Origin of the sequence: Porphyromonas endodontalis ATCC 35406, assembly GCF_000174815.1 — a bacterium.
GTDB lineage: Bacteria > Bacteroidota > Bacteroidia > Bacteroidales > Porphyromonadaceae > Porphyromonas > Porphyromonas endodontalis.
In genome coordinates, this window is the sequence record NZ_ACNN01000020.1 from 115,375 (window position 1) to 139,758 (window position 24,384).

General features: G+C 47.2%; 20 protein-coding genes and 1 pseudogene. 8 read left to right on the forward strand and 13 right to left on the reverse strand.

What is annotated here, in order from left to right; translation table 11 throughout:
- Positions 1–36 precede the first annotated feature (36 nt).
- The 5 genes and pseudogenes from POREN0001_RS04925 to POREN0001_RS04945 all read left to right on the forward strand — a co-directional run bounded on the left by POREN0001_RS04925 (position 37) and on the right by POREN0001_RS04945 (position 8,034).
- On the forward strand, positions 37–1,794 hold the full coding sequence (locus POREN0001_RS04925) for a bifunctional metallophosphatase/5'-nucleotidase (protein WP_004333753.1): 1,758 nt from the start codon (positions 37–39) through the stop codon (positions 1,792–1,794).
- Positions 1,795–1,814: 20 nt separating this feature from the next.
- Positions 1,815–3,314, forward strand: coding sequence for an oligosaccharide flippase family protein (locus tag POREN0001_RS04930; RefSeq protein ID WP_004333569.1), 1,500 nt, complete (start codon positions 1,815–1,817; stop codon positions 3,312–3,314).
- Between the two features lie 2 nt (positions 3,315–3,316).
- Positions 3,317–4,747: a DUF389 domain-containing protein gene (locus POREN0001_RS04935; RefSeq protein ID WP_004333504.1), complete on the forward strand. Its 1,431-nt coding sequence runs from the start codon at positions 3,317–3,319 to the stop codon at positions 4,745–4,747.
- Positions 4,748–4,766: 19 nt separating this feature from the next.
- Positions 4,767–6,896 (forward strand): annotated as a pseudogene (gene dpp7 / locus POREN0001_RS04940) (dipeptidyl-peptidase Dpp7); the annotation flags it as partial.
- Positions 6,897–7,578: 682 nt separating this feature from the next.
- Positions 7,579–8,034, forward strand: coding sequence for a nucleoside deaminase (locus POREN0001_RS04945; RefSeq protein ID WP_004333610.1), 456 nt, complete (start codon positions 7,579–7,581; stop codon positions 8,032–8,034).
- On the opposite strand, the gene POREN0001_RS04950 is transcribed toward POREN0001_RS04945, so the two are convergent.
- From POREN0001_RS04950 to POREN0001_RS04985, 8 genes are all read right to left on the reverse strand, one after another.
- Positions 8,031–9,260, reverse strand: a complete 1,230-nt coding sequence (locus POREN0001_RS04950) for a THUMP-like domain-containing protein (RefSeq protein WP_004333561.1) — start codon at positions 9,258–9,260, stop codon at positions 8,031–8,033. The two genes, POREN0001_RS04945 and POREN0001_RS04950, sit on opposite strands and share 4 nt — an antisense overlap.
- Before the next feature lie 23 nt (positions 9,261–9,283).
- A complete protein-coding gene (locus POREN0001_RS04955; protein WP_115321309.1) occupies positions 9,284–9,997 on the reverse strand; it encodes a M15 family metallopeptidase in 714 nt (237 codons plus the stop codon).
- 79 nt (positions 9,998–10,076) lie between these two features.
- The gene (locus tag POREN0001_RS04960; protein ID WP_004333630.1) at positions 10,077–10,574 is read right to left on the reverse strand and encodes an OmpH/Skp family outer membrane protein; all 498 of its coding nucleotides are present in this window, start codon (positions 10,572–10,574) and stop codon (positions 10,077–10,079) included.
- Between the two features lie 64 nt (positions 10,575–10,638).
- Complete coding sequence (locus tag POREN0001_RS04965; RefSeq protein WP_004333541.1) at positions 10,639–11,151, reverse strand: OmpH/Skp family outer membrane protein; 513 nt, start codon at positions 11,149–11,151, stop codon at positions 10,639–10,641.
- 74 nt (positions 11,152–11,225) lie between these two features.
- A complete protein-coding gene (locus tag POREN0001_RS04970) occupies positions 11,226–13,937 on the reverse strand; it encodes a BamA/OMP85 family outer membrane protein (protein WP_004333636.1) in 2,712 nt (903 codons plus the stop codon).
- Positions 13,937–14,755 (reverse strand): polyprenyl diphosphate synthase, encoded by an 819-nt coding sequence (gene uppS / locus POREN0001_RS04975; protein WP_224208863.1) that lies wholly within the window; start codon positions 14,753–14,755, stop codon positions 13,937–13,939. Before uppS ends, POREN0001_RS04970 begins: the two co-directional genes overlap by 1 nt.
- Positions 14,736–15,485 carry a hypothetical protein gene (locus POREN0001_RS04980; RefSeq protein ID WP_004333612.1) on the reverse strand — a complete coding sequence of 250 codons (750 nt, stop codon included), beginning with the start codon at positions 15,483–15,485 and terminating at the stop codon, positions 14,736–14,738. Before POREN0001_RS04980 ends, uppS begins: the two co-directional genes overlap by 20 nt.
- Before the next feature lie 16 nt (positions 15,486–15,501).
- Positions 15,502–16,890 (reverse strand): DUF6242 domain-containing protein, encoded by a 1,389-nt coding sequence (locus POREN0001_RS04985; RefSeq protein ID WP_004333587.1) that lies wholly within the window; start codon positions 16,888–16,890, stop codon positions 15,502–15,504.
- A gap of 565 nt (positions 16,891–17,455) precedes the next feature.
- Between POREN0001_RS04985 and POREN0001_RS04990 the strand changes: the two genes are divergently transcribed.
- Together POREN0001_RS04990 and POREN0001_RS04995 are read left to right on the forward strand one after the other, a co-directional pair.
- Positions 17,456–18,685, forward strand: a complete 1,230-nt coding sequence (locus POREN0001_RS04990) for a site-specific integrase (protein ID WP_040580764.1) — start codon at positions 17,456–17,458, stop codon at positions 18,683–18,685.
- Positions 18,686–18,690: 5 nt separating this feature from the next.
- Positions 18,691–19,857, forward strand: coding sequence for a site-specific integrase (locus POREN0001_RS04995; protein ID WP_004333625.1), 1,167 nt, complete (start codon positions 18,691–18,693; stop codon positions 19,855–19,857).
- 142 nt (positions 19,858–19,999) lie between these two features.
- Here POREN0001_RS04995 and POREN0001_RS05000 read toward each other — a convergent pair whose 3' ends face one another.
- The 5 genes from POREN0001_RS05000 to POREN0001_RS05020 all read right to left on the reverse strand — a co-directional run bounded on the left by POREN0001_RS05000 (position 20,000) and on the right by POREN0001_RS05020 (position 22,751).
- Entirely contained in the window at positions 20,000–20,743 is a 744-nt protein-coding gene (locus POREN0001_RS05000) for a hypothetical protein (RefSeq protein ID WP_040580766.1), read from the reverse strand.
- 15 nt (positions 20,744–20,758) lie between these two features.
- Positions 20,759–21,382, reverse strand: a complete 624-nt coding sequence (locus POREN0001_RS05005; protein WP_004333664.1) for a DNA alkylation repair protein — start codon at positions 21,380–21,382, stop codon at positions 20,759–20,761.
- Between the two features lie 40 nt (positions 21,383–21,422).
- Complete coding sequence (locus POREN0001_RS05010) at positions 21,423–21,968, reverse strand: GNAT family N-acetyltransferase (protein ID WP_004333755.1); 546 nt, start codon at positions 21,966–21,968, stop codon at positions 21,423–21,425.
- A 214-nt stretch (positions 21,969–22,182) separates the two neighbouring features.
- On the reverse strand, positions 22,183–22,470 hold the full coding sequence (locus POREN0001_RS05015) for a helix-turn-helix domain-containing protein (protein WP_004333557.1): 288 nt from the start codon (positions 22,468–22,470) through the stop codon (positions 22,183–22,185).
- Between the two features lie 2 nt (positions 22,471–22,472).
- A complete protein-coding gene (locus POREN0001_RS05020; RefSeq protein WP_004333702.1) occupies positions 22,473–22,751 on the reverse strand; it encodes a helix-turn-helix domain-containing protein in 279 nt (92 codons plus the stop codon).
- 681 nt (positions 22,752–23,432) lie between these two features.
- On the opposite strand from POREN0001_RS05020, the gene POREN0001_RS05030 reads away from it, so the two are divergent.
- A complete protein-coding gene (locus POREN0001_RS05030; protein WP_004333671.1) occupies positions 23,433–24,377 on the forward strand; it encodes a toprim domain-containing protein in 945 nt (314 codons plus the stop codon).
- Positions 24,378–24,384: the final 7 nt, after the last annotated feature.

The following is a 24,384-nucleotide window of genomic DNA, read 5'->3' on the forward strand; positions in this document are numbered from 1 at the left end:
TAAGTTGTCTCTCCAAGTTTAAGCTTTTATTCTTTTATGCAGCTATCATACAGATATATTGCACGTCTCGTCTCTTTGGGAGTTTTGCTCCTTTCTCTTGTGGCTTGTAGCCCCAAAGGGGAGGAGACGATAACGTTACACATCTTGCATACTACGGATGTGCATGGCAATTTCTTGCCTTTCGACTATGTGAAGGAATGCCCCACGACCGGCTCTATGGCTCGCCTTGCTTCTTATGTGGGAGCCTTGCGAGCTGGGGGAGAGCAGCCTATTCTATTGGATGGGGGAGACCTATTGCAGGGAGAGCCTATTACCTATTACTACAATTATGTAGACACCACAACAAAGCACGTTGCGGCTCGTATGCTCGACTACTTGCAGTACGACGCGATGGCTGTGGGCAACCACGATGTAGAGACGGGGCACCGCGTGTACGACCGCTTTGTAAGGGAGACTGTGTGCCCTCTTTTGTCTGCCAATATTTTGCGAGACCCCAAAAATCCCGAGGCAACCTACTTTACGCCTTATACAATGGTAGAGCGTAGTGGAGTACGTATCGCCATCCTAGGGCTTACCACTCCGGCTATCCCTCAATGGCTCCCTAGTGAGCTTTACGAAGGGATGTACTTTGCCGATGGGCTAGAGACGGCACGCCATTGGCTCCCAATTATCCAAAAAAAGGAAAACCCCGATGTGGTTATTGCTTTGCTACACGCAGGGCGCGTGGATAAAGAGGGGGAGAGCAATGAAAACTTTGCTACTGCTCTTGCGGATTCCGTTGCAGGTATTGATCTCATACTCTATGGGCACGATCACCAGCAGCACGCCGAGCAGCGTGTAAACCCCAAGGGTGATTCTATTTTCATCATCAACCCTGCTAATCATCTCGATAGGGTGAGTGATGTCTCCATTACGTTGCACAAGAAGGATGGCAAGGTGGTCAGTAAGAAGGTCGAAGCTCGCTTTACGGAGCTGGATGCCTACGATCCGGATGAGGAGTTTATGAAGCAGTTTGCTCCCGATGCTACGGCTCTTGAGCACTTCGTTAAGCAGCCTGTTGTCAACCTCCTTACGGCTATCCGCACGGAGGATGCTCTGTTTGGTTTTTCGGATTACCTTGCCTTGATACATGATATTCAACTCACCATTACAGGGGCAAAGATCTCCTTTGCAGCTCCCCTCTCTGTTACCCAAACGCTTCCGCGAGGGGAACTAACGATGGGGCGGATGTTTGCTTTCTACCCTTATGAAAACTACCTCTACGTGATGAAGTTATCGGGGCAGGAGATCAAAGATTATCTGGAGTATTCTTATAGCCACTGGGTGAATCAAATGAAGTCGGCAAGTGACCATATCCTTCTATTGGAGGAAAATGCGGATTCTTCTTCCCGATTCAAAACAAAATACCCCACGTTCAATTTTAGTAGTGCTGCGGGGATTGACTATACAGTGGACGTGAGTAAGCCCGCAGGTCAGCGCGTCAAAATAGAGAAGATGTCGTCGGGAGAGCCTTTTCTTTTGGATGATATTTACACAGTCGCTCTCAATAGTTATAGAGGGAATGGCGGAGGCGGCTTGCTTACAAAAGGGGCAGGTATCCCCAAGGATCAGCTGGCAGATCGCATTCTCTGGTCTACAATAAAAGAGGTGCGTACCTATATGATCGATATTTTACGCTCCAGAGGCTCAGTTCTTCCTCCTCTTGCTGCTCGTCCTAATTGGCACTTTGTTCCGGATTATTGGGCTGAGAGTGCCATCGTTGCAGATCGGCAATTCCTCTTCGGTAAGCAGTAATTTTTTCTTTCCATTGCGCTGTGGCTAATGCACTAAAAGGTCTGGTAAAAGACACTGCCGTATATGGTTTGTCCAGTATTTTGGGGCGCTTCCTCAACTGGGCTTTAACTCCGCTCTATACCCGTGTCTTGGTCTCCACAGGAGAGTTTGGTGTGCAAACCAACCTCTACGCCTGGACGGCTCTTCTTATGGCTATCCTTACCTATGGTATGGAGACCGGCTTTTTCCGATTTGTAAATAAGGAGCCCAATCCTCAGCAGGTCTACTCTACAACCCTTATCTCGCTGGGGACTACCTCCTCGCTCTTTGCCCTCTTGTCCCTCCTCTTTTTAGCGCCGATTAGTTCGCTATTGGGGTATGCCAATCGGAGCGACTTGGTGGCAATGCTCATCTTTATTATCGCCACAGATGCCTTTATGGCAATCCCCTTTGCCTACCTTCGTTACAAGAATCGCCCTTGGCGTTTTGCTACCATAAAACTGACTTTTATCGCTCTTTCCATTGGGCTTAACCTCTTCTTTTTCTTGGTTTGCCCTTGGATTTGGAGAGTCGCTCCCGAGTTGATCTCTTGGTTTTATGACCCCGAGTTTGGCGTTGGGTACATATTTGTTTCCAATCTCATCGGCAATGGCGTTATCTTTTTGATGCTGCTGCCGTATATATTGCCCGCAGGATGGCATTTTTCATCACCCCTGCTCCGTCGGATGCTTGCCTATTCGTTGCCTCTTCTCCTCTTGGGAATTGCCGGAATCTTCAATCAAATGGCGGACAAAATACTCTTCCCGATTATTCTTACTGACCGCGTGGAGGCTGAGGCGCAGCTCGGAATCTATAGCGCTTGCTTCAAGATTGCTATGGTTATGGTGATGTTTACACAGGCCTTTCGCTACGCATACGAACCCTTCGTCTTCAACAAAAGAGAGGAAGATGAGGCTGAGAGACGACGCTCGTACGCCTTGGCTATGAAATACTTCCTCATCTGTAGCCTATTCGTTTTTGTGGGCGTAATGGCGGGGATGGAGATCTTGCAATATCTCGTAGGAGCCGACTATCGGGAGGGCTTGAAGGTCGTGCCTCTGGCCATGTGGGGCGAACTGATGATGGGGGTTTACTTCAACCTCTCGCTCTGGTATAAGCTCGTAGACAAAACTTGGTGGGGAGCTCTAATCTCCTCTTTGGGGTGCCTCTTTACCATTGTCATCATCTGTTGGGGGGTACCTCGCTATAGCTATATGGCTTGTGCTTGGGCAAGTGCTATCAGCAATACAGTGATGGCTGTTGTATGTTATTTGCTCGGACAGAAATATTATAAGGTGGAATATGAACTAAAAAATGCTCTATTCTATTTTATAATAGCAGGTATTGCGGTGGCTATCGTTGCCCTGAACCATCGCTATATAGCCCCTGTGATGCCGTGGCTCATGTGGGCTGTGAATATAGCAGTAGTGGGAGCTTTTCTTTTTATCATTATCAAAAAGGATGTGCCCCTTAGGGCTATCTTACAACGAATTAGGAGATAACTATGACTAATGAACCCAAAGGGCGAGACGACGAAGATCTCGACGAAATTTTCCCCGATAAGACTCCGGAGGCTCCCAAAGATAGGAGGGTAGAGATACGAGAGTATCTTGCTAATCTTTTTGACTTCCGCTCCGATAAAGAAGACGACTTCAACACGCTAGAAATGGTGCGTGCGGACGTGGACTTCCGGGGTACGAAGCTTTGGATTCTCATTTGTGCCATTTTTGTTGCCTCTCTTGGGTTGAATACCAACTCCACGGCGGTGATCATTGGTGCGATGCTTATATCGCCCCTTATGGGGCCGATCATTGGCTTTGGTACGGCTCTTGGTATCTACGACTTTGAGTTGCTCAAGAAGTCGCTCCGCAACCTAGGTCTAACGACCCTCTTTAGTGTACTTACTGCCACTATTTATTTTATCCTTACTCCTATTACCGACTCGGGGAGCGAGCTCCTAGGACGTACCCAACCCAATATCTACGATGTGCTTATCGCCTTCTTTGGTGGTGCGGCAGGGATGATTGCGGCAAGTACCAAAAGCAAAGGGCAAGTGCTACCGGGAGTGGCTATTGCTACCGCTCTTATGCCTCCGCTCTGTACCGCCGGATATGGTATTGCCACATGGCAGTGGCACTTCTTCTTTGGGGCTTTTTACCTGTTCCTCATCAACTCTGTTTTTATCGCATTGGCTACCTATCTCATGGTGCGACTTTTGCGTTTCCCCAAAAAAGTTTTCCTTGATAAGGAGCGTGGACGCAAGGTGCATCGCATCCTCATTACTATTGCCATTTGTACCATTCTCCCTTCGTTGTATTTGAGCGTTGGCTTGGTGCGAGATAGCATCTTCACGCGCAATGCCAAGTCGTTTGTAGAGAAAGAGCTTTCACTCACGAGCACACAAGTGGTTAAGTATAACCTCGGAACGCAGGATGGGGTGAGGGTGCTAGATGTTGTCCTTTTGGGGCAGCCCCTAGAGAATTCTGAGATAGATAGTTTGCAAGGTCGCCTCAAGGATTACGGACTTGCAGGCACTCGGCTTCTGATCCATCAGGGCTTTGAAGATAAAACAGACCTAGGAGAGTTGAGGAGTACCGTACTCAAAGACCTCTACGAAAATAGTGATGCCATTATACAGCGGCAGCGGCAGGAGATCGACTCCCTCAAGCAAATTATTGCAAGAAGGGACTACTATGATGAGCTTGAAGGCTCGGTAGTAGAGGAGATGAAGTCGCTCTTCCCTGGCGTGGAAAAGGCCTTTTTGGTGGTTCCGGTTCAGACGAAAAACTCGGTTGATAGTACGCTCAATGTGGTAATACGTCCTCGCATGGGTAGCGTCCTCTCCGGTGTCGAGCAGCAAAAGATGATTGCATGGCTCTCGGCTCGTACTAAGGCTAAGTCCATTGATCTAATCATAGAAAGTCGAAAGAAATAATCGTTAATAATAAATTCTCATGAAGCTAAAAAGAATTCTACTCTCAGTAGCTCTTCTCTGTGGCATCGGCACAACGGCGATGGCAGACAAGGGGATGTGGCTACTCAATGAGCTCAATCAGCAGAACTACGAACGCATGAAGGAGCTGGGCTTTAAGTTGTCTCCCGAGCAGCTCTATAGCCTTGGTCAGCCCAGTGTGGCAAGTGCTGTCGTGATATTTGGTGGGGGCTGTACCGGTATTACGGTATCTAACGAAGGTCTTATCTTCACCAACCACCACTGTGGTTTTGGTGCTATCCAGAGCCAAAGTACGGTAGATCATGACTACCTCCGTGATGGTTTCCGATCTAATAATCACGTTGAAGAACTCCCCATCCCGGGGCTTAGCGTTCGCTATCTCCGCGAGATTGTGGATGTAACTCCTCGTATCGAAGCTGCCGTAAAAGGTGCTAAGAGCGAAATGGAGCGTATGCAGATCATCGAAGAGTTAAGCCAAAAAATCAATGCAGAGTACACCAAGGGGTCTACTGTTGTGGGTGAGGTAACTCCCTACTATGCAGGCAACAAGTACTATGTAGTTGTGTACAATGTATTCCAAGACGTACGTCTTGTAATGGCTCCTCCCAGCTCTGTGGGCAAGTTCGGGGGTGATACCGACAACTGGATGTGGACACGCCATACGGGCGACTTTAGCGTGTTCCGTGTGTATGCTGATGCCAACAACAATCCTGCACTTTACAGCCAAAACAACAAGCCCTACAAGCCTATTTCGTATGCACCGGTTTCCCTCAATGGCTATCGCGAGGGTGACTATGCTATGACTATCGGCTTCCCCGGAAGCACAAACCGTTATCTCACTTCTTGGGGGGTAGAAGATGTGGTAAATAACGAAAACTCTCCCCGTATTGAGGTACGCGGCATCAAGCAAGCTATCTGGAAAGAAGCAATGGAAGCCGACCAAGCAACACGCATCAAGTACGCTAGCAAATATGCCCAAAGCTCTAACTATTGGAAGAACTCTATTGGGATGAATCGTGGGCTTAAGAACCTCGACGTAGTAAACCGCAAGCGTGCCGAAGAAAAGGCTTTTGAAGCATGGATTGCCAAGAACAATTCGCAAAGCACCTATGGCCATATCCTTCCCGGTCTTAAGGCTGATTATGCTAAGAGTGCTGCCATCTCCAAAGACATTAACTACCTATACGAAACACTTTGGGGCGGAACGGAGATCGTTCGTTTGGCTCGTGATGTAAACTCTGTAGGCCGTATCCAAGCTGCGGACATGCCTAAGTATAAGGGCCGTCTCGAAGAGCTCTACAAAGACTATCTCCCCTCTCTCGACGTGAAGGTACTTCCCGCCATGCTTGACATTGTACGTCAGCGTGTAAGTGCAGATTGTCAGCCCGACATCTTCAAGTTCATCGATAAGAAGTTCAAGGGTAGCACAGAAAAGTATGCTCAGTATGTATTCGAAAAGAGTATCGTACCCTATGCCGATAAGGTAAAAGACTTCCTCAACCTCCCTGCCGACAAGCAGAAAAAGATCTTGGATAAAGACCCTGCTGTTGCTCTTTTCAATAGCGTACTCCCTGCCATTATGCAGGCACAAGATAAATCTGAGGAGATGATGCTGAATATCGAAAAGGGTAAGCGTGAATACTTCGCAGCCTCTCGCATTATGGATCCCAACCGTCAGATGCCTTCTGATGCTAACTTTACCATGCGTATGAGCTACGGCTCTATCAAGGGATATGCTCCCAAAGATGGTGCTTGGTACAACTACTATACAACGGAACAAGGGGTATTCGAGAAGCAAGATCCTACAAGTAGCGAATTTGCCGTACAACCCGAGATCCTCTCTCTCCTCCGTAGCAAAGACTTTGGTCAGTATGGCGTTGGTGATCACCTCCGTCTCTGCTTCCTCTCAGACAACGACATCACCGGTGGTAACTCTGGTAGCCCCGTCTTCAATGGCAATGGTGAGTTGATTGGTCTTGCTTTTGACGGTAACTGGGAAGCTATGAGTGGGGACATCGAGTTCGAACCCGACCTACAACGTACCATTAGCGTAGATATCCGCTATGTACTTTTTATGATCGATAAGTGGGCTAAGATGCCTCATCTTATCAAGGAACTCAACCTCGTAAAGGGAGACCAACGCGATCTAATGCCTGCGGGTAAGGGCGGTAATTGTTCTCACAAGAAGGCTCAGACTTGTGCTAAGAAAGAATGTAGCAAGGGAAAGAAGTGCGCCGAAAAGTCGGCTACTTGCATCTCTGCAATGAAAGACGGCAAGCCCTGCAAAACTGAAAAAGCTTGTGCTGCCGGTCAAAAGTCCGCTGAAAAGAAAGCGAATTGCTGCTCTACGATGAAGGATGGTAAGCCTTGCACCGGTGACAAAGATTGCGCTAAGTCTGGTAAGGCTTGCTGCGGAAAGAATAAGGAAGCTGCTGCAAAGAAAGCGTCTAAGAAATAATCATCTTACTCTCATAGCCTGAGGGCGAGACGATTAAAGATAAGGGGTGATAGGCATTGCCTATCACCCCTTTTTATTTCCAATGCCCATCTAGGACTTTTCTTTTTTCAGCCTATTCTTTTGGGGAAAACTGCCCTAAAAAGATTTGGAAATTAGCTGGTTTGTCACTGCATTTCTGACTGAAAAATAAAGTTTTTCTGCCTTAAATCGATTTCTTTTCTAGGCAGATCGGATTTGCTTGCTTCACGAGGAGGTATTTGCCTCCTCCCTCAGGAGGGAAAGAGAATCCCCTTTGGGACGAACGCCTTGTGATGCGGACCTGTAAAATCAGGTAGAGATGTAGTACCTTCGCTCCATGGAACAAGGGAAAAGCATCCAAACAGAAGACGAGCGCGCCATGCGTGCCGCTCTAGATGAAGCGTATCTTGCCAAAGAGGCGGGAGAGGTGCCTATTGGCGCCGTTGTGGTCTATCAAGGAAGAATTGTAGGGCGAGGACGTAACCGAGTGGAGCAATTGCAAGACCCTACGGCACACGCTGAAATCCTTGCCATCACGGCAGCAACGGAAAATTTGGGAGCAAAGTACCTTACTGATTGTACTCTGTACGTTTCGCTCGAACCCTGTGTGATGTGTATGGGAGCTCTGCGATGGGCACAAGTGTCGCGGATTGTGTATGCCACCTCCGACCCCAAGGCAGGTTATCACGTATTAGCCCCTAAGGCTCCGCATCCTCGCGCGGTCATTGAGGTCGGTCCTTTTGGCGACGAAGCCGCAGGCCTTCTGCGCAGCTTCTTTTCGGAGCGTCGCTAGCGCACCTCGATAATTACGCTTTCTCCGGAGAGTAGGGTAGTACCGATTAGCCGATGGCTGCTCCCGGGGCGAATCTTCGTTTTCTTGTAAAAATCAACAGGCTTGAGGGGGAAATTGCGTTGCGAGAAATCTGCCTCGGGGTACACTTGGTTCAGTCGTTTCAATTCGCTGGATTTAGCAGGCGTCACGCGCACTACTTCGTAGCATTTGCCTAGGAAGAGGCTAGGCTTTTGATCCGTGGTATAGATGTGGCTATTCGGGTGCAGAGGGAGGGCGTGATAGGCTATGCCGATGGAGTGATAGAGACCACTCTTTTGTAGGGCAGCCCCTGGGAGTAGTAGATACTGCCCTAGGGCTGAGGCAAAGTGATGGGTTTGTTCGCTTTCTTCCGCCGGAGTTCCACAAAATCTGTTTACTACGAGCCCCTCTGGGGATAACTGTACTGCAATGAGAGAGGGCGGAGTGGCTTCGCTCTGAGTAGAGAGTGTCGGGATGTAGAGCAGTAACTCCTTTACCTCGTCGCCACTCTGCACAATGTGTACCTCTTGTACGGAGGGGAGTTGCCGCAACACCTCTCTAATGTCCTCCATCGGAGAGACTTTGATGAGGATTCGACCTTGATACTCAAGTCTTTGTAGCGTGTGGCAGACCTCAATAGGGGATGGCTCCGTATCGGCAAGAGCGTAGGTGCGAGCTCCCCCCTGAGCGCGTCGAGCCGGATCGAAATAGAGCATCTCCATCCCGTTTGCTACCAGTCGCTCCAATTCGTCCAATAGGGAGCCCTGTTGTATTTCTATCCGAGCTGGGGAGTAGCTCTCTCCCATAATGCGAGGGATATTGTATTGAGCTGCCGTGGCAAAATCCTCGTTTCGCTCTAGGTAGATAGCGCGTTGGGCTCTCCTTGCAAGGTGTGAGAAGTCAATCCCTAATCCCCCTGTACCATCGACCAGAAAGGGGGCTGGTGCAAACGTATCTGCTTTGTAGCGAGCCGTTGCTTCGCCGGAGCTTTGCTCGTAGGTAATGCCCTCGGGTAAAAAGATGCCCAGTGAAGAAAGAGAGGGGTATTTGCGTGCTATTTTTTCGCGGTAGGTGATCTGTAAGGCCAAATGTTGGCGGAGGGTGGGAGATAGAGAAGACTTCCCAAAAAGGATCCGGTCGGGGGATTTATCTCGCCACTCGCCTTTGGCTAGATTCATTATTCTCTCAATTCCTTCTAGAGTAAGCATGGAGTGATGGGAGGTAAGTTGGGCTAGAAGTCAAGTAGTTTGTAGCGTTTCCGCACCTCCGGCATGTCTATCTTTTCTTGGAAGTGCCACCACTCCCGTGTGTAGCAACGGAGGCCTACGCGGTCCATTACAGAGCGTAAGAGCTGTCGATTGCGCTGTGCTTCTTTGGTTATTTTGCCCTCTTTAACGAGCCTTGCCTCTTGGTCAGTGTGAGCTTCCTCTCCAAAGAAATCGAAGTCGGTACCCATATCCAGTAATGTGCCCTCGGCATCGGCAATGGAGAGATCCACTGCCACACCATAATTGTGTCGCCCACCACGCGCTCCATTAGCTACATAGACTTTGAGAGGCGTATCGCGCACAACGGCATACATGGTTCGCTGTACACTTATGGGGCGCGAAGCATCAAAAATTACGAAGTGATAGCCAGGGTGCTCCTTACTTAGCAGGCATTGTGCCTCTGCTATACGTTGGGCAAATTTAGGTTGGAAATAGGCTCGAGAGAGCCCCTTGTAGAGCTGTTGCTTCGTGAAGTTTTGCGTTGTGGCATATCGAAGGTCAAGTTGAATCTCGGGAGCCAAATTGCATACATTCACAAGTCCTGCAGCTTCCATTTTACGGTCAATAGTGCCCTTATCTTCTTGAGAAGATTGAGTGCGGACTTTTAACAGCGGGAGTGCGGCACTATGTGCAACACAAACCAGCGAGAGTAAGAGGGTGAGGATCTTGTGTTTCATCGAAGCGTAAAAAGAAAAACCCACCTAGGCAACCCCCAAAGAGGCGGGCTAGGCAGGTTTTATTCAGTTCTATAGAGGTTTATTTTATGCCCAAACGTGCACGTACTTTAGCCGTGAGGTCGATGGCATCTTTGCCTGCATGGAGGAATGCACCATACTCTAGTACATAGGTACAGCCGGCTTCGTCCCCTGCCTTTTTAATGGCATCGAGTACTTTTTGTTGGATGGGTGCAAGAAGCGTTTCTTGTTGCTTTTGGAGGTCTTGCTGCATTACCTGCATAGATTGTTGTATGCGGTTTTGCATGTCCACAAGCTCTTGCTGACGGCTTTTGCGGATAGCTTCGGAGAGCGAATTTTGCTCCTTAGTAAAAGCTTCTACCTTGGTAGAATACTCTTCTTGCATCTTCTGTACTTCTTGCGTGTACTTGGCATCAAGTTCTTGGAGGCGCTTCTGAGCTGTTGCAGTCTCGGGCAGAGCTGCCATGATCTCTTGCGTGTTTACCATGGCGATCTTTTGCTGAGCTACGAGTGCTAGGGGGCAGAGAGCCACCACCAAGCTGATGATAATTTTCTTCATACTGAGAATATTGTTGAGTTATTAATAATTGATTTTATGCTGTTGGTTGGGTTGCTGTCTTAGGTTACTTGCTGTATCCCATTTTTTTGAGTACCTGATCGCTGATGTCGATCCCGGGATTGGCATAGATAATACCGGAGGTGCCTCTATCAAGAACGAGTTGGAAGCTGTTGGCTTTTGCGATCTCTTTGATAGCTTCCCATATCTCGTCTTGGATCGGTTTCATCATCTCATTGCGTTTCTTGTACAGCTCTCCTTCGGGACCAAAATACTTCGTTTGCAATTCGGCTGCTGCTTGCTCCTTCTTTACGATCTCGTCTTCGCGAGTTTTCTTTTGAGCGGCAGAGAGGAATACAAGATCCTTCTGATATTTCTTGTAGAGGGTCTCGGCTTCGGTCTGTACCTTCTGAACTTCTTGTTGCCACTTCTTGGAGACAGACTCGAGTTGCTCGTTCATCATCTCGTAGTTAGGGATGTTTTTGAGGATGTACTCCATATCTACAAGAGCATACTTTTGGGCAAAGGTAGTCAGCGTAGTGGCCGCTGCAAAGAGGAGTGAGATTACTAGTCGTTTCATGTCAATTAGGCTTATATTGTACTTATATTCTGTTGGAGCCCCAAAAGGGGCTTAGGTTTATTTGCTATACGTTATTAGAACTCTTTGTTAAGCACGAAGTGCACATTGCTTCCCCCTCGATCGGTGCTGTTGTTGGGGCGGTCGAAGCCGTATCCCCAGTCGATACCCAAGAGCCCCACCATGGGTAGGGTAATGCGAACGCCCAGCCCGGCAGATCTTTTCAGATTGAAGGGGTTGAGGTCTGAGATATTTGTCCAGGCGTTCCCTGCTTCTATGAATGCAAGTGCCCAGATATTGGTCTGCCCCTGGAAGACAATAGGCATACGAAGCTCGGTGGTGAGACGCATAAAGGCCGTGGCGTAGTCGTAGTTGCTACCTGCGATAGTCCCGTTTTTGTACCCACGTAGCCCGATGGTTTCGTTCATGTAGCCTCCTACATAGCCACTCATGCCGTCACCACCCATGTAGTAAGTGCCAAAGGGCGAACGCTTATAGGGGTTATACGAACCTAAAATCCCGAGGTCGAGACGATTCATCAGCACGGGCGTATATTGTACCATTTGGGGGTTGGCAAGGGGGGTAAACACGCGCCCTGTAAAACGCCACTTGTGGTATTCCACAAACTTGTAACGCTTGTTGGCCGAGAGTCTGGGGTCTGAATAATCGACATTGTCGAAGAGAGAATAGGGCGGAGTGGCCGTAACACTCAAAGAGAACTCAGACCCACGACGTGTGTAGATGGGGTTGTCGAGCGAGGAGCGAGAGAACCTAAGTTGTAGGTTTATATCGTTGGCAGAGCCATTGTGGAAGCCCTCAAATGTATCGTAAACCCAGTCGTTGAGGTGGTAGTAATTGTAGTTGAGGGAGGCATAGAACATAAACCAATTGTCGGGCCAATTGAGACGCTTACCATACCCGATAGACCCTCCTAAGATGGAGAGAGATTGGTTGGGGTTGTACGCCTTCTCCATGAGAGCACTTCCGTCGTATCCGTAGCCGCCCCCATAGTTGCCGTAGCCTCCATATCCTCCGTAGCCGTATCCCCCGTACCCATAGTAGGGGTTGTAACCTCCGGATCGAGACGATATTTTGTTCTTGTAGAAGCGTGTGTCTAGAGCCGTTTGGCGTGAATAGAAGATACTTGCAGAGAAATAATTGGGTCGTTTGCCCCCAAACCAGGGATCGACAAAGGTGAGACCATATTGCTGGTAGTAGCGACCATTGGTGGAGACATTGAGCGAAAGTGTCTGACCGTCTCCCTGTGGGATAATTCCCTTGTACATGCTGGGATGGAACAGGTTGTACATAGAGAAGTTGGTAAAGCTAAGCCCTACACTCGCGATAAGGCCGGCTTGGCTCCATCCTAGAGACATCTCAAACTTGTCACTTCGTTTGGGCTCCAAGTTATACTCAATATCCACTGTCCCATCTTGTGTATTGGGCACAGGTTTGGGGACGCTTTTCTCCGGGTCGAATTGGTTGAGTTGGTTGAGCGCCATGTACGAATTCATCAAGTCCTCTTTACTAAAGAGCTTGCCCGGTTTGGTGTAAAGCTCACGACGGATTACGTTTTCGTACACAAGGTCATTCCCCTTGATGAGTACTTTGCTAATGGTTGCTTGGGGACCTTCGGTGATTCGGAGGTCTAGATTAACAGAGTCTCCCCCTACAATCCCTGTCTCTATGGGGTCTATGTGGGCAAAGATGTAGCCGTTGTTGTAGTAGAGGTTGGCTACAGCATCTTCGTCTACGGAGAGTCTGTTCTCGAGTCGTTTTTGGTTGTATACTTCCCCCGATTTTATGCCGAGCATGGCATTGAGGTACTCTGTAGGATACTTTGTGTTTCCCACAAATCGGAGGCTTTTGATGTAGTATTTCTTCCCTTCGTCCAGCTTGATTCGGATTTTGATACGCTTGGGATTCTGGGGGTCTTTTACAATGGTGTCGGAGAGGATTTCGGCATCGCGATACCCTGCTTCGTGGTAGCGCGTCAGTAGGTTGTTGAGGTCTTCTTTGTAGTCCTTTTCGATGAATTTTTTTTGACTGAAGATCTCTAGAATGCTAGACCATGCACGGCCCTTCCCGAGGGAAAAGGTCTCATTGGTCTTCTTCATGGAGGCACGTAGAGCGTTATTACTTAGTTCTTTATTACCAACGAATTCAATCTGACTTACTTTGATTTTGCTCTTCTTGTCAATAACAACCGTAACGAGGGCATGATTTTGTTTCGAGAGGTCGTTTTTCTGCTCTACCTCTACGGTCATGTCGCTATAGCCCTTCTCGTCGAAGTATTTCTTGACAAGTTGTTTGGTGCGATCGATGATATTAGGGGTGAGCTGCATCTCGGCACGTAACCCGGTACGCTCCTCTAGGTCTTTTCGTTCACTCTTGGTAACTCCGGTAAAGGTAACCTGGGAGATTTTGGGGCGTTGCTTGAGTTGGATCTCAATCCAAATCTGATTGCCTTCGATTTTCTTTGCTATGATGCGAGCATTATCGAAGTATCCATTGCGCATAAAGCGGCGTACAGCATCGCTAAAGGCAATTCCGGGCACCTCTACGAGATCACCAACATTAAGTCCGGAGAGGCTGATGAGAACGGCGTTGTCGTAGCCCTCTCCCCCTGTTATCGCTATGTCGGCAATTCGATAGTTCGTGGGGCGTGCATAGTTGATTTCTACCTTATCACTTTTGGGAGGCTCGGGAGTATCTGTTTGAGCCCGGAGCTGAGAAGACAGAAGAGATAGCCCCGATAGGAGCAGAATCTGAGCTAGGAATTTACGCATCATAGAGTATCTTGAGGGGCTGCATTTGCTGCCGATGTTACTTTGTTTTCGTTGGGATGAATGGGGGACTGCCCCTCCACAAGTCCGAATCGTCTGTGGCGTTGAGAAAATTCGTAGAGCGCCTTTTGGAGGTCTTCTTCGCCAAAGTCCGGCCAGAGGGTCGGGCAGAAGTAGAGCTCGGAATAGGCTATTTGGTAGAGGAGGAAATTGCTGATACGGAATTCGCCTCCCGTGCGAATGAGGAGGTCGGGATCGGGTATGCCGTAAGTGGAGAGATAGGGAGCCAAAGGCTCGTCTCCCGATAGATCTTCCGGGGAGATTTTGCCCGAAGCTACGTCTTGTGCCAAGGTGCGGACAGCATGGTTTAGCTCCCATCTTGAGGAGTAACTAAGGCACACAACAAGGGTAATAGTGCTATTGTGCGCTGTTTGCTCCATGGTGCGCTCTACGGCTTGGCGTGTGCTCTCGGGCAGGCGATGGAGGTCGCCAATAGCAAGGATGCGCACGCCCTCTGAGGCAAATTCGGGGGCATAGTGCTCCATACTCTGTGCCATAAGGGCCATAAGTGCATCCACTTCTGCCGTTGGGCGTGCCCAATTCTCCGAACTGAAGGCGTAGACCGTTAGCGTATTGATGCCTACTTTGGCGGCGGCTGCCACGGTGCGTCTGAGAGCTGCTACCCCCTCCACATGACCGTAGGAGCGGTCTTTGCCTTGAGCTGTAGCCCAACGCCCGTTGCCGTCCATGATGATGGCGACATGCTTGGGTACTGCCTCGCAAGGCATGTTGGATCCGTTATTATCGTGCAATTTGCTCATTTATGTTGCAAGAAGAGCCTCGGGAAGAAAATTCGTACGTGAACCCCAGGGTTATTAGCAGCATTCCATCCCCTCCTTTATACCAAGACGATTGAAGGTGGTATGGGTTGCTAAGAAAAGAGGATTCATTACTGAGTGCATCCAGTCTGTCGGTAAAAAACTGTCGCCCTCCGAGGGAGGCAATGAGATTGAGGCGGTTCGCTATTTTATATTTGATGCCGAGAGCTCCCTCTATCCCCGGCATAAATGTGTGAGCGTCTTTGCCAAAAGCGGCGCCTACGGATAGCCCAAGGGCAAGGTAGGGACTCCACCTACGTGTGTGGAGAAATGGGTATTTATCGCTATAAGCAAAGAAGTTATATTCCCCTTTTATGGAGAGTAATAGGGCGTGAGCCGCAAAGTTGACTTTGCTTGTTTGTTGGGGATAGACTTGGTTCCGTATTCGGCTATTACCATGAATGTAGTTGTAGGAAAGATCTCCCGAGAAGGCAATGCGGAAATTGTGATTATAGCGCATTTGTGCCCCCAGCCCTCCACCTACGGATGCAAAAGGAATTACCCGATTGGCGTCGCCTAGGTAGCTATTAACCGAGGCAATCCCACCCCATTCTAAGCGATACTCTTGCGCATTAAGGGCAGAATGTATCCCGCCCAAGATGAGCAACAAGAGCCACCAAGGATACTGAGAGAGCCTCTTTCCCTCCGATCTGTTCGTGCAAAACTTCCGCATTGAGAGGGGGCTGTTTTTAGTTTAAGATGGAAGATCTCCCTTCCCAAATGGTTCGGTCGAGTGAACCATCGGCCTTCTTCCCGCCAAAGAGGAAGAAAATCAATTCATCTCGTGCGAACCCAAAGAGTTTTCCATATCCTCCAAAGGGGAGTGTTTCGTGAGGTAGCATGAGGGCGGAATTACGCGCCGTCCATGTGACCCCTTGGTCTTTGGAGCTGTAAATTGTAGCCCCTCGCTGAGGAGAGTGGCTAGCCGGATAGACGCAGTAAAGTAGTCCCTTGTTGCTCGATGTTGAGATGAGAAGTGGAGCCCCTGCCCCCTCAAAAGGAGGGAGTAGATCCTTGTCGCTTTGAGGCGTGGGCGTGAGCCAATCGAGACCGGTTGTCGTAGTCCAAGTAAGGCGAGATGGCTTGCCACTAGCTGTTTTTGCACCTACCAAGACGAGGAGGGGATGGTGTGCAACCTCAAAGAGGGCTGTGCTGTATCCGCTCATGGGGAAGTCTTCCGGCACTTCCTCGCCCCGCTTGTATACCCCATTGCCGGGGAGGTATGCGAAGTAGTTTTTGCCCGAAGGGTCTTGCTCTATCATGCAAATAGAAGGTTGGCTTCGTCCACGTTCTGTGAAGGCGCCAAGCAGTATGCTACCATTATTGTAGCGATTTTCTTCGAGCCATTGCTTTCCTCCGTCCAGGCTCACAATGCAAGTTTGGGTAGGAGCTGTTCCTAGAATGGCATAGAGGACGCCTTCTGAGGTGGCGATGGCACTTGTGACGGGTTTCCCCGATAGCCCTGTTGGCACTTCTTCCCATACGAGGGTGTTGGCAGGAGCGTGATAGAGCTGAGTTTGTGCTCCCTGAGATGCAAAGATGTAGAGATCCTTGTCTGACCGGCAGAAGATGGTTTCTTTGCCGCTTAAATCGGGAAGTTTACCTGCGATAACAGGCATCCAATAATACGAATCAGGGTTGTTTATTTCCTTCAGGATCTGTACCGTATAGCTTTTCTTTAGCGCTTTTTCTTTGTTCGTAACCTCTACAGTAATTTCCTTATTCCAGCGGTCGCGAAGGTAGATAGAGTCCGCAGCACTACGCTCAATCTCCTTCCCGTCAATGAGCAACTTGAAGGTAGCCGGGGTTTGTATCCCAACCTTGATTTTTACCGAATCAATCTGAGTGCCATAGGGAAGAGGCTGAGCATTGTAGATTTTTCCCTTCGCATGATCGATAGAAAAGAACACTTTCTCTAGGGTAGGATTGGACTTCGATGTGAGTACAAAACTCGACACTTGTACCGTGGTTAGCTCGGGGTTTTGGATTTCCTTGTTGCTGATACAGCTTGAGGCAAAGAGGAATATGAGCAGCCCAAGTGCGGAGCTAAGGGTGTGTTGTATACTGCGATGTTTCATTGTGCACACTATATATTACGACACAAAGATAGCCTTTCTCCGTGAATACGACACTTCTACAGCGAAGAGAAAATGCAACAAAATGCCCTTTTGCCGTGAGCACTTATCTCTCTAGGGGTGCCTGATTTGCGCCGATCTTTTGCGCATTGCAGAATCAACCCTTGCCTTGGGCAATATTGGTTGCAGACCTTGCGCAATTTTTCTCCCTTCCAAACGGGCAAAAAAAATAGCCCTGTATCCAAAAAAGTACAGGAACTATTCGAGGAAAGGGCATTATAGAGAGGATGAGAGGTAAGTAGATGGAAATGAGAGGGATTTGCGCTATATTTCTATGGTTTGCGTATTGAGATAAAGAGCAGAAGATGTGGATTTATGCAGAAGTTCCGTTACCAAACCGTTAGTCCATTCCTCGAATGGTAACGAAGAGGTAGGAGAAGGTAATCGACAGAAGAGTATTCGGTAACTCATTTTTCTGCGATTACGGTTCTTATGCTCTGTACCACAATGTTTTGCGTAGCTGAAAACGCTTCAAAATCGGGTAACTTTGCCCATAAAAAAGAAGCGTATGGAAAAAGACAAAATGAAGGTTTTGCTCTACCTGAAAAAGAGCGGATTGGACAAGTCGGGGCAAGCTCCGATCATGGGGCGGATAACCTACGAGCGAACTATAGCCCAATTTAGTTGTAAGCTCTCGTGCGATCCCAAGTTGTGGAACGCTCGTGAGAGCAGATTGAATGGCAAGAGTCGTGAAGCAGTGGCAACGAATGGCAAGTTGGAACGCTTGCTTCTCTCGGTACAGTCAGCTTATCGAGTCCTTTGCGAGCGAGGAAAAGTCTTTACGGCAACTGATATCAAAGAGCAGTTCCAAGGAAGTATGCAAACTCAAATCACCTTTTTGGAACGATACAACCGAATGGTTGAAGATATGGCACAAAAGGTAGGCATCGAAATAAAGGCAGCGTCTTTGAATAGTTACTATACTATTCGCAAGCATCTGCAAGCCTTTATAGGGGAGAAGTACCACACGACAGATATTTCTTTCGGACAAATGGAAGAAGATTTCTTGGAGTGCTTGCAACATTACTCTGTCGGAAAGTTGAGACATTCGCAAGGTTATTATCGTAAGATGGCTTTGGCGGTTAAAAAAGCCTGTCGCTTGGCGTATCATGAGGGTTTGACAGAGCGACAACTGTTTGCTCACATACAGATTGAACGAGGAGAGAATAAACAACCTCGTGCATTGGACAGAGCTTCATTGGATAAGTTGCAAGCCTTGACCTTTGAGCCGTATGAAGTGGAGTTGGAAACCGCACGCAACCTCTTTCTCTTTTCTTGCTTTACGGGTGTTGCCTATTGTGATATGGTAGTACTTAATCGAGAACACCTCTTTACGGATGATAAGGGGGCGTGGTGGCTGAAGTTCCGCAGACAAAAGACCGATACACTTTGCCGTGTGAAGCTCTTGCCTGAAGCCGTTCATTTGATAGAGCGTTATCAATCTGACGAACGAACCACGCTATTTGCTCCCATTGTTTATTCGGCTTACCTTATCCAACTCAAAGCCCTACAACTTCGGGCGGGTATCTCCATTACCCTTTCGGCACACGTCGGTCGCCATACTTTTGCGACCTTGATTACCTTGGAGCGTGGCGTTCCCATCGAAACGGTAAGCCGTATGTTGGGGCATAGCAACATCCAAACAACTGAGCGATACGCCTATGTTACCCCGAAGAAGCTCTTCGATGAGTTCGAGCGATTTCTCTCTTTCACTGAAAATCTAACCTTAACCCTATAAGAGCTATGCGCAGTACATTCAAAATCCTGTTCTATATCAATAAGAACAAGACTAAGGCGGACGGCACAACGGCAATCCTTTGCCGTATCACCATAGACGGAGCGAACGTAGTGATAACCACAGGGGAAAGTGTCGTTCCGCACTATTGGAGTGTGAAGCGAGGGGAGACAACGGACAAGAATACCAACCAACGCCTGCAAACCTTTCGGGAAGAAATCGAACAGGGGTACAATACCTTGCTCTACAAATATGGAGCAGTGAGTGCCGAACTTCTGAAGAACTACTTGCAAGGCATCGGGAGAACTCCAGCGGCACTACTTGCCCTTAGTGCGGAGGAACTCAAAGCCCAACGAGAAACCAAGAGCGAGGGAACATATAGTAACAATCGGTGTTCCGACAGACAGCTTAACGCCTTTGTGCGAAGTCGTGGCGAGGAGGATATTCCCCTAACGGCTATCACGATAGATTTCTTTGATGATTACCGTTTCCATTTGAAGAAAGAGGGCTATGCCCCTGCAACGATAAACAGGCATTTGTGTTGGTTGAGTCGGTTGATGTACCGAGCCGTCAGTCAGGGAACTATACGCTTCAATCCGTTTGAAGAGGTGAAGTACGAAACCGTGGAGCGTAAGCCTCGTTTCCTGAGCAAGGGCGATGTGGCAAAGTTCTTGGCGTTCCCATTGCAAGACGAAAGGGCGGAACTAAGCCGAAGAATGTTTCTTTTCTCCGTCTTTACGGGGTTGGCATTTGCCGACTTGCAGAGCCTGCGAGCTTCGCAAATCGAAACGAACAGCGAAGGGAAGCGGTATATCCGCAAGGCAAGACAGAAAACGGAAGTGGAGAGTTTGATACCCCTACACCCGATAGCGGAGCAGATACTTTCGCTCTACACGAAGAAGAATAGCAAAGAGGATTACAAGATATTCCCCGATACGATGAGCAAGGGCAAACTACTGACCCATCTCAAAGCCGTGGGCTTGGCGTGTGGTGTTCGTACTCCGCTGAGCTACCATGTTGGACGACACAGTTTCGGCACGCTGACCTTGGAGGCAGGCATTCCGATAGAGAGCATTGCCAAGATGATGGGACATTCGTCCATTGCCAGCACGCAAATCTATGCCCAAATCACCGACCAAAAGATTGCAAGGGATATGGACATGTTGATACGATAAAGAAAGATGTAGGCTTAAATAGAAAAGAGTTTGCTCTACGCTAATGGAGCAAACTCTTTTTTCTTATTTGTGCGTTGAATCGATTAGTCAGCACACACCTATGTGCTGATATTACATTTCTTATTGTAATAAAAGGTGGCTACTACTTTCCTTTACATAATTCAATTCTTGTCATTATATGGATGCAATAAAAATAATGAGCAACTTTCTTTAGAGAATCAGATAATTCTGTCAATAATTCCTTTTGTTGTCTGTATGCCTTTATAATTTCATTATTATCATTTTTTATAGCCAAAATAACATTTCCTCCACTCTCTTTTTCTTTCATGGATTCTTGCTGTTCAAATATCTTGCGTAATGTTTCAATATCCACTTCTTTCATTGTGAATTTCTCCAAATCCAAGTTCGGATTTTCCGTTACAGGATATCTAAAGAACGAACTTTGTTTGTCGTATTTTGCAATAATAGGAATAGCCTTTGTTATATCCTCGTATTCTTTCCAATCTCCTTTATTAGCAAGGGATTCAAGTCTTGTTATATTCTTTAGTAGCAAATCGTCTTTCCAATACCGATATAATTCATCAATCCAATGGCAACTATAGAGAGGTCGCCATTTTCCTTGACTTAGGATTTTAGGCTTTGTACTCTCACAAGAATCATTCTCGTATGGGATAGATAATTTCTTATGAAAAATAATTATCAATGATTTTAATGCTAATTCGATAGAGTGTCTATATAAGAAATTAATAGGCATTTCGATAAGTTGGAAGGCTTGAATTTTATGTCTTCCTTCATCCATATATTTAGCCGAGTTATAATAAGTTTCTGCGGTAATTCCAAAACCAAAATCTAAGTGGTCTCCAGGTGAAGTTAACCAATATTCCATATACAAATAATGTGATTATTTAGCAGGGTTCAATATTTTCGTTGCAAGTTTGTAAGTGAACAGAACTTGAGGATTGGATAAATCCCATCGCTCCACTTCCTGTCTTATCAAGTCTGTGTGTTTTTTACTTATATCCCTTAAAGCGTTTCCTACGGATTTCCGAAGATATTCGCTTTCGTGTGCCTTGTGCTTAGCAATTAGAGCAATAGCCACCGATGGATTTTCCTTGAAGTATGGGCGACTTGTCCAAATCCTCAATCCCTCCGTTACAGCACGGATAACATTCGGATTATTGTCATTTATCCACTCTTCGATAAGTGGCAAAGACGCTTCATATCCTCTGTGTTTGCAAACCTCATCAAAAGCCTTTGCAAGCATTTCCTGCACACGCCAATTTTTATCGGTGCTTACTCGTGCTTTCAGAAGACAAAGCGCATCATTATTCGTTATCGCTAATCGTCCCAATATTGTTGTTGCCAACATGCGGACTTGATAGGCTTCTTGCTCGAATGCGTCAAGAGCAAATTCAAAACATTGTTTTTCTGAATAAGCAGAAAGGATTTCATTTGCTCCATGAAAGATATGCTGAAATCCATGTTCAATTTGCTGTATCCGAGTGAGGATATTGCTTATTTCCATTATTTCTGAAGCTTTTAATATATGTTCAATCGCTGTAAATCTATGAGAAAACATTGCTTGATGCCGAATGTTTTGCTATCCATTTAATTCTTACAGCAGATAAAACATCCGATTTTATTCTCTGGTTGAGCAATACTTTAAATCCACATTTTTCATAAAATGACAAAGGTGAAAAATAGGTATCTCCATCTATTTTTTTGTACAAATCATGGTCTATAACCCATCCATTTAATTCAGACTCTTGTAATTTTAGCAACTCAATCATCATTCTACCTAAACCCTTTGAATGAATGGTGGCAGATAAGATAATGGCAAACCATTGAGCATTATCTCTATAAAATTTGAAAGCCCAACCTTTTATTTGTCCATCAGATAGCTCCTTCAATAGGAAGTGTTTGGCATTGCTTAATCCATCTAAGTAGTGATTAAAGCTATTTAGAGAGGAATGAGATAGCCCTTGAGGATATTCTCTATTCCACAAGTTAATCAGGCTCTGCTTCTCATCTAAACTCAAATCTTCCGTTTCTATTAAGTTGAAGCCGTTTGAGGTAAAAAAATCACTTATATCCTTTTTCGAGGTATTCATTTTTCCATCTTTATATTACATTGTCAGAATCCATGAGGAAAAGACTTATGATGTGAATAACGCAAATGTACTTGATTTATTGCGAAAAGATACCGAGTAATCAGCAAAAAGATACCGAGCAATGGTGAGATTGCTCAGTATCTTTTGGATGACCATTCGGCAGGTTCTTTCTGTGTGGTTGCCAAACGACAGGAAAACGCTTCTTCCAAATGCTTTATCTCCGATAGTTCTCTTGCAGTAGACTATTGATGTCGGATAGTCGATAGAGTATTTTCCCTGCGATTTGGGTGTAGGGAATAATGCCCTTGTCCCGATAGTCCTGCAAGGTGCGAGGGCTGACGAAAAGCCGTTCGCAGACCTCTCGCCCTGTAAGGTAGATTTCTCCCCCGAAGAGAGGACGGTGCGTTTGGGCAATCTCCCGAAGGCGTTTTCTTACTTCTCTAATGCCTGAGATGAGTTGCTTCATCTCGGGTGTTTCTTTGTTTACGATTTCGTGTTCCATAGTCATTGTATTTTGCGGTTGGACTTGGCAAGGAGTGCTTCCACATCCTCACGTTTGTAATAGCACTTATGTCCGATTTGGATAAAGGGCAGCACGGACGTGTCTCGATAGTGTTGGAGCGTTCGCTTGCTGATGTTCAGTATTCGGCACACGTCCCCGTTGTGCAACAGGTCGGGGACTTCGGGTTTCGTGCCAAACTCTTCTCTCATACAAAGAGCCAACTCTTCGATGCTCTTTTTCAATTCCTCCCAAGCAGAGGTATCGATGGCGGTAAATCTCATATCAAAATCGTTTTAAATTGTTGTTTTTTCTCTTTTTGATGCAAATGTACGCAGGCGAAATTCTTGTTCCTAACCTCGATGAAATAGAGGGAAACAGCAGGAAGTCTGAGGCAAATGTACAAGCACAAACCACCTGTTCCATTCCCTTTTCTCTAAGTGCGTACTTGTGGCTTCGATATGGTATGAAGTGGCTCTATCGCCAATGAAAACAGACACTCATTTTTCATCCGAGGAAAAAGGATGCAGGCTTTGGCAATCCGATGAAGTCGCTTTCTGAGTCGTTCTCCTTTCTGTTCGCTCCTTTTGAGCCTTTTCGTCCCAATTTCTCCTGCTTGTGTCGTCCATTCTCGGAGCATTTCTCTGTACCTCGAAGCAACAGACACACTAACCTTGGGACTCTGTGTTCGCCTCTGTAACTTGGTTTCAGCATCCCGTTTCGGATGAAAGTTCAAAACCAAGCAAACAGAAGAAGTACGAACAATGAAAAGAACCAAGCGAATAAGAAACGCCATAGATACTTTCTTCTTTCACTGTGAAAGGAGATATACAGTGAAAGAGAAAAAGCAGAGAAAGACTTTTTGCTTTGAGTGCAAGAAAGTCCGTCCTCCGTAAGAAAAGAGCTTTTTCCTTTCACCGTTTGAACCACTCTTTTTATTCACTCAATAATCATCGAATCAACTTATGAAATCAAGATTTTACGATCTACAATACATCAAGGCGATACCGATAGCAGACTATCTGCACGCCTGCGGTATCAAGCCTGCCAAGCGTTACAACGGCTATGCCCTTTATCACGCACCCTACCGAGAAGACCCGAATGCCAGCCTGAAAGTGGATTTTCGGCAAAACCTGTGGCACGACTACGGCACGAGCCAAGGCGGAAGCATCATCGACCTTGTGATGAAGATGCGAGGATGCAGTGCCTACGGAGCAATAGCGCATCTTGCCGAAGGGAAAGCAACAACCCTCGCCCCTTCTTCCTTTCATCGTGAAGCTCACATAGGGCAGAGAAGGGACGAACAGCGACCCAATAATACAAGGCGTATTCTTTCCATCAATGAAGCGTTACCCCTACATCTGCAAAGCTATCTCCGAGAGGTACGCAAGATAGACCTTGCCGTGGCAAGCCCCTATCTCCATCACGTTCGCTATGAGGTAGGAGGAAGAGAATACTCCGCCATCGGCTTTCCCAATCGTGCAGGAGGGTATGAGCTTCGGGACGACAAGATATTCAAAGGCACAATCGCTCCGAAGGATATTTCCGTGATTGCAGGACAAGCGAACAACGCCCCTCTGTGCATTTTCGAGGGGGTTATGGACTTCCTTTCCCTTCTCACGATGAAAGGGAAAGAAGCCATTTCGCCTTCCATCGTTCTGAACTCCGTGAGTAATATCCATAGAGCCGTTGCCTATCTCCACGAGAAAGGCATCGACTCCGTTCGGGCTTTCTTCGACAACGACCCTGCGGGACGGCAGGCTCTTCAAGCTATCCAATCGACAGGCATCAAGGTAGAGGATATGAGCCGACACTATTCCCGATACAAAGACCTCAATGAGTACCACATTGCCCAAAGAACAGGGCAAAAACAGGTGATACCACCTCGTAAACGAGGACTTAGACGATAAGGCAAAA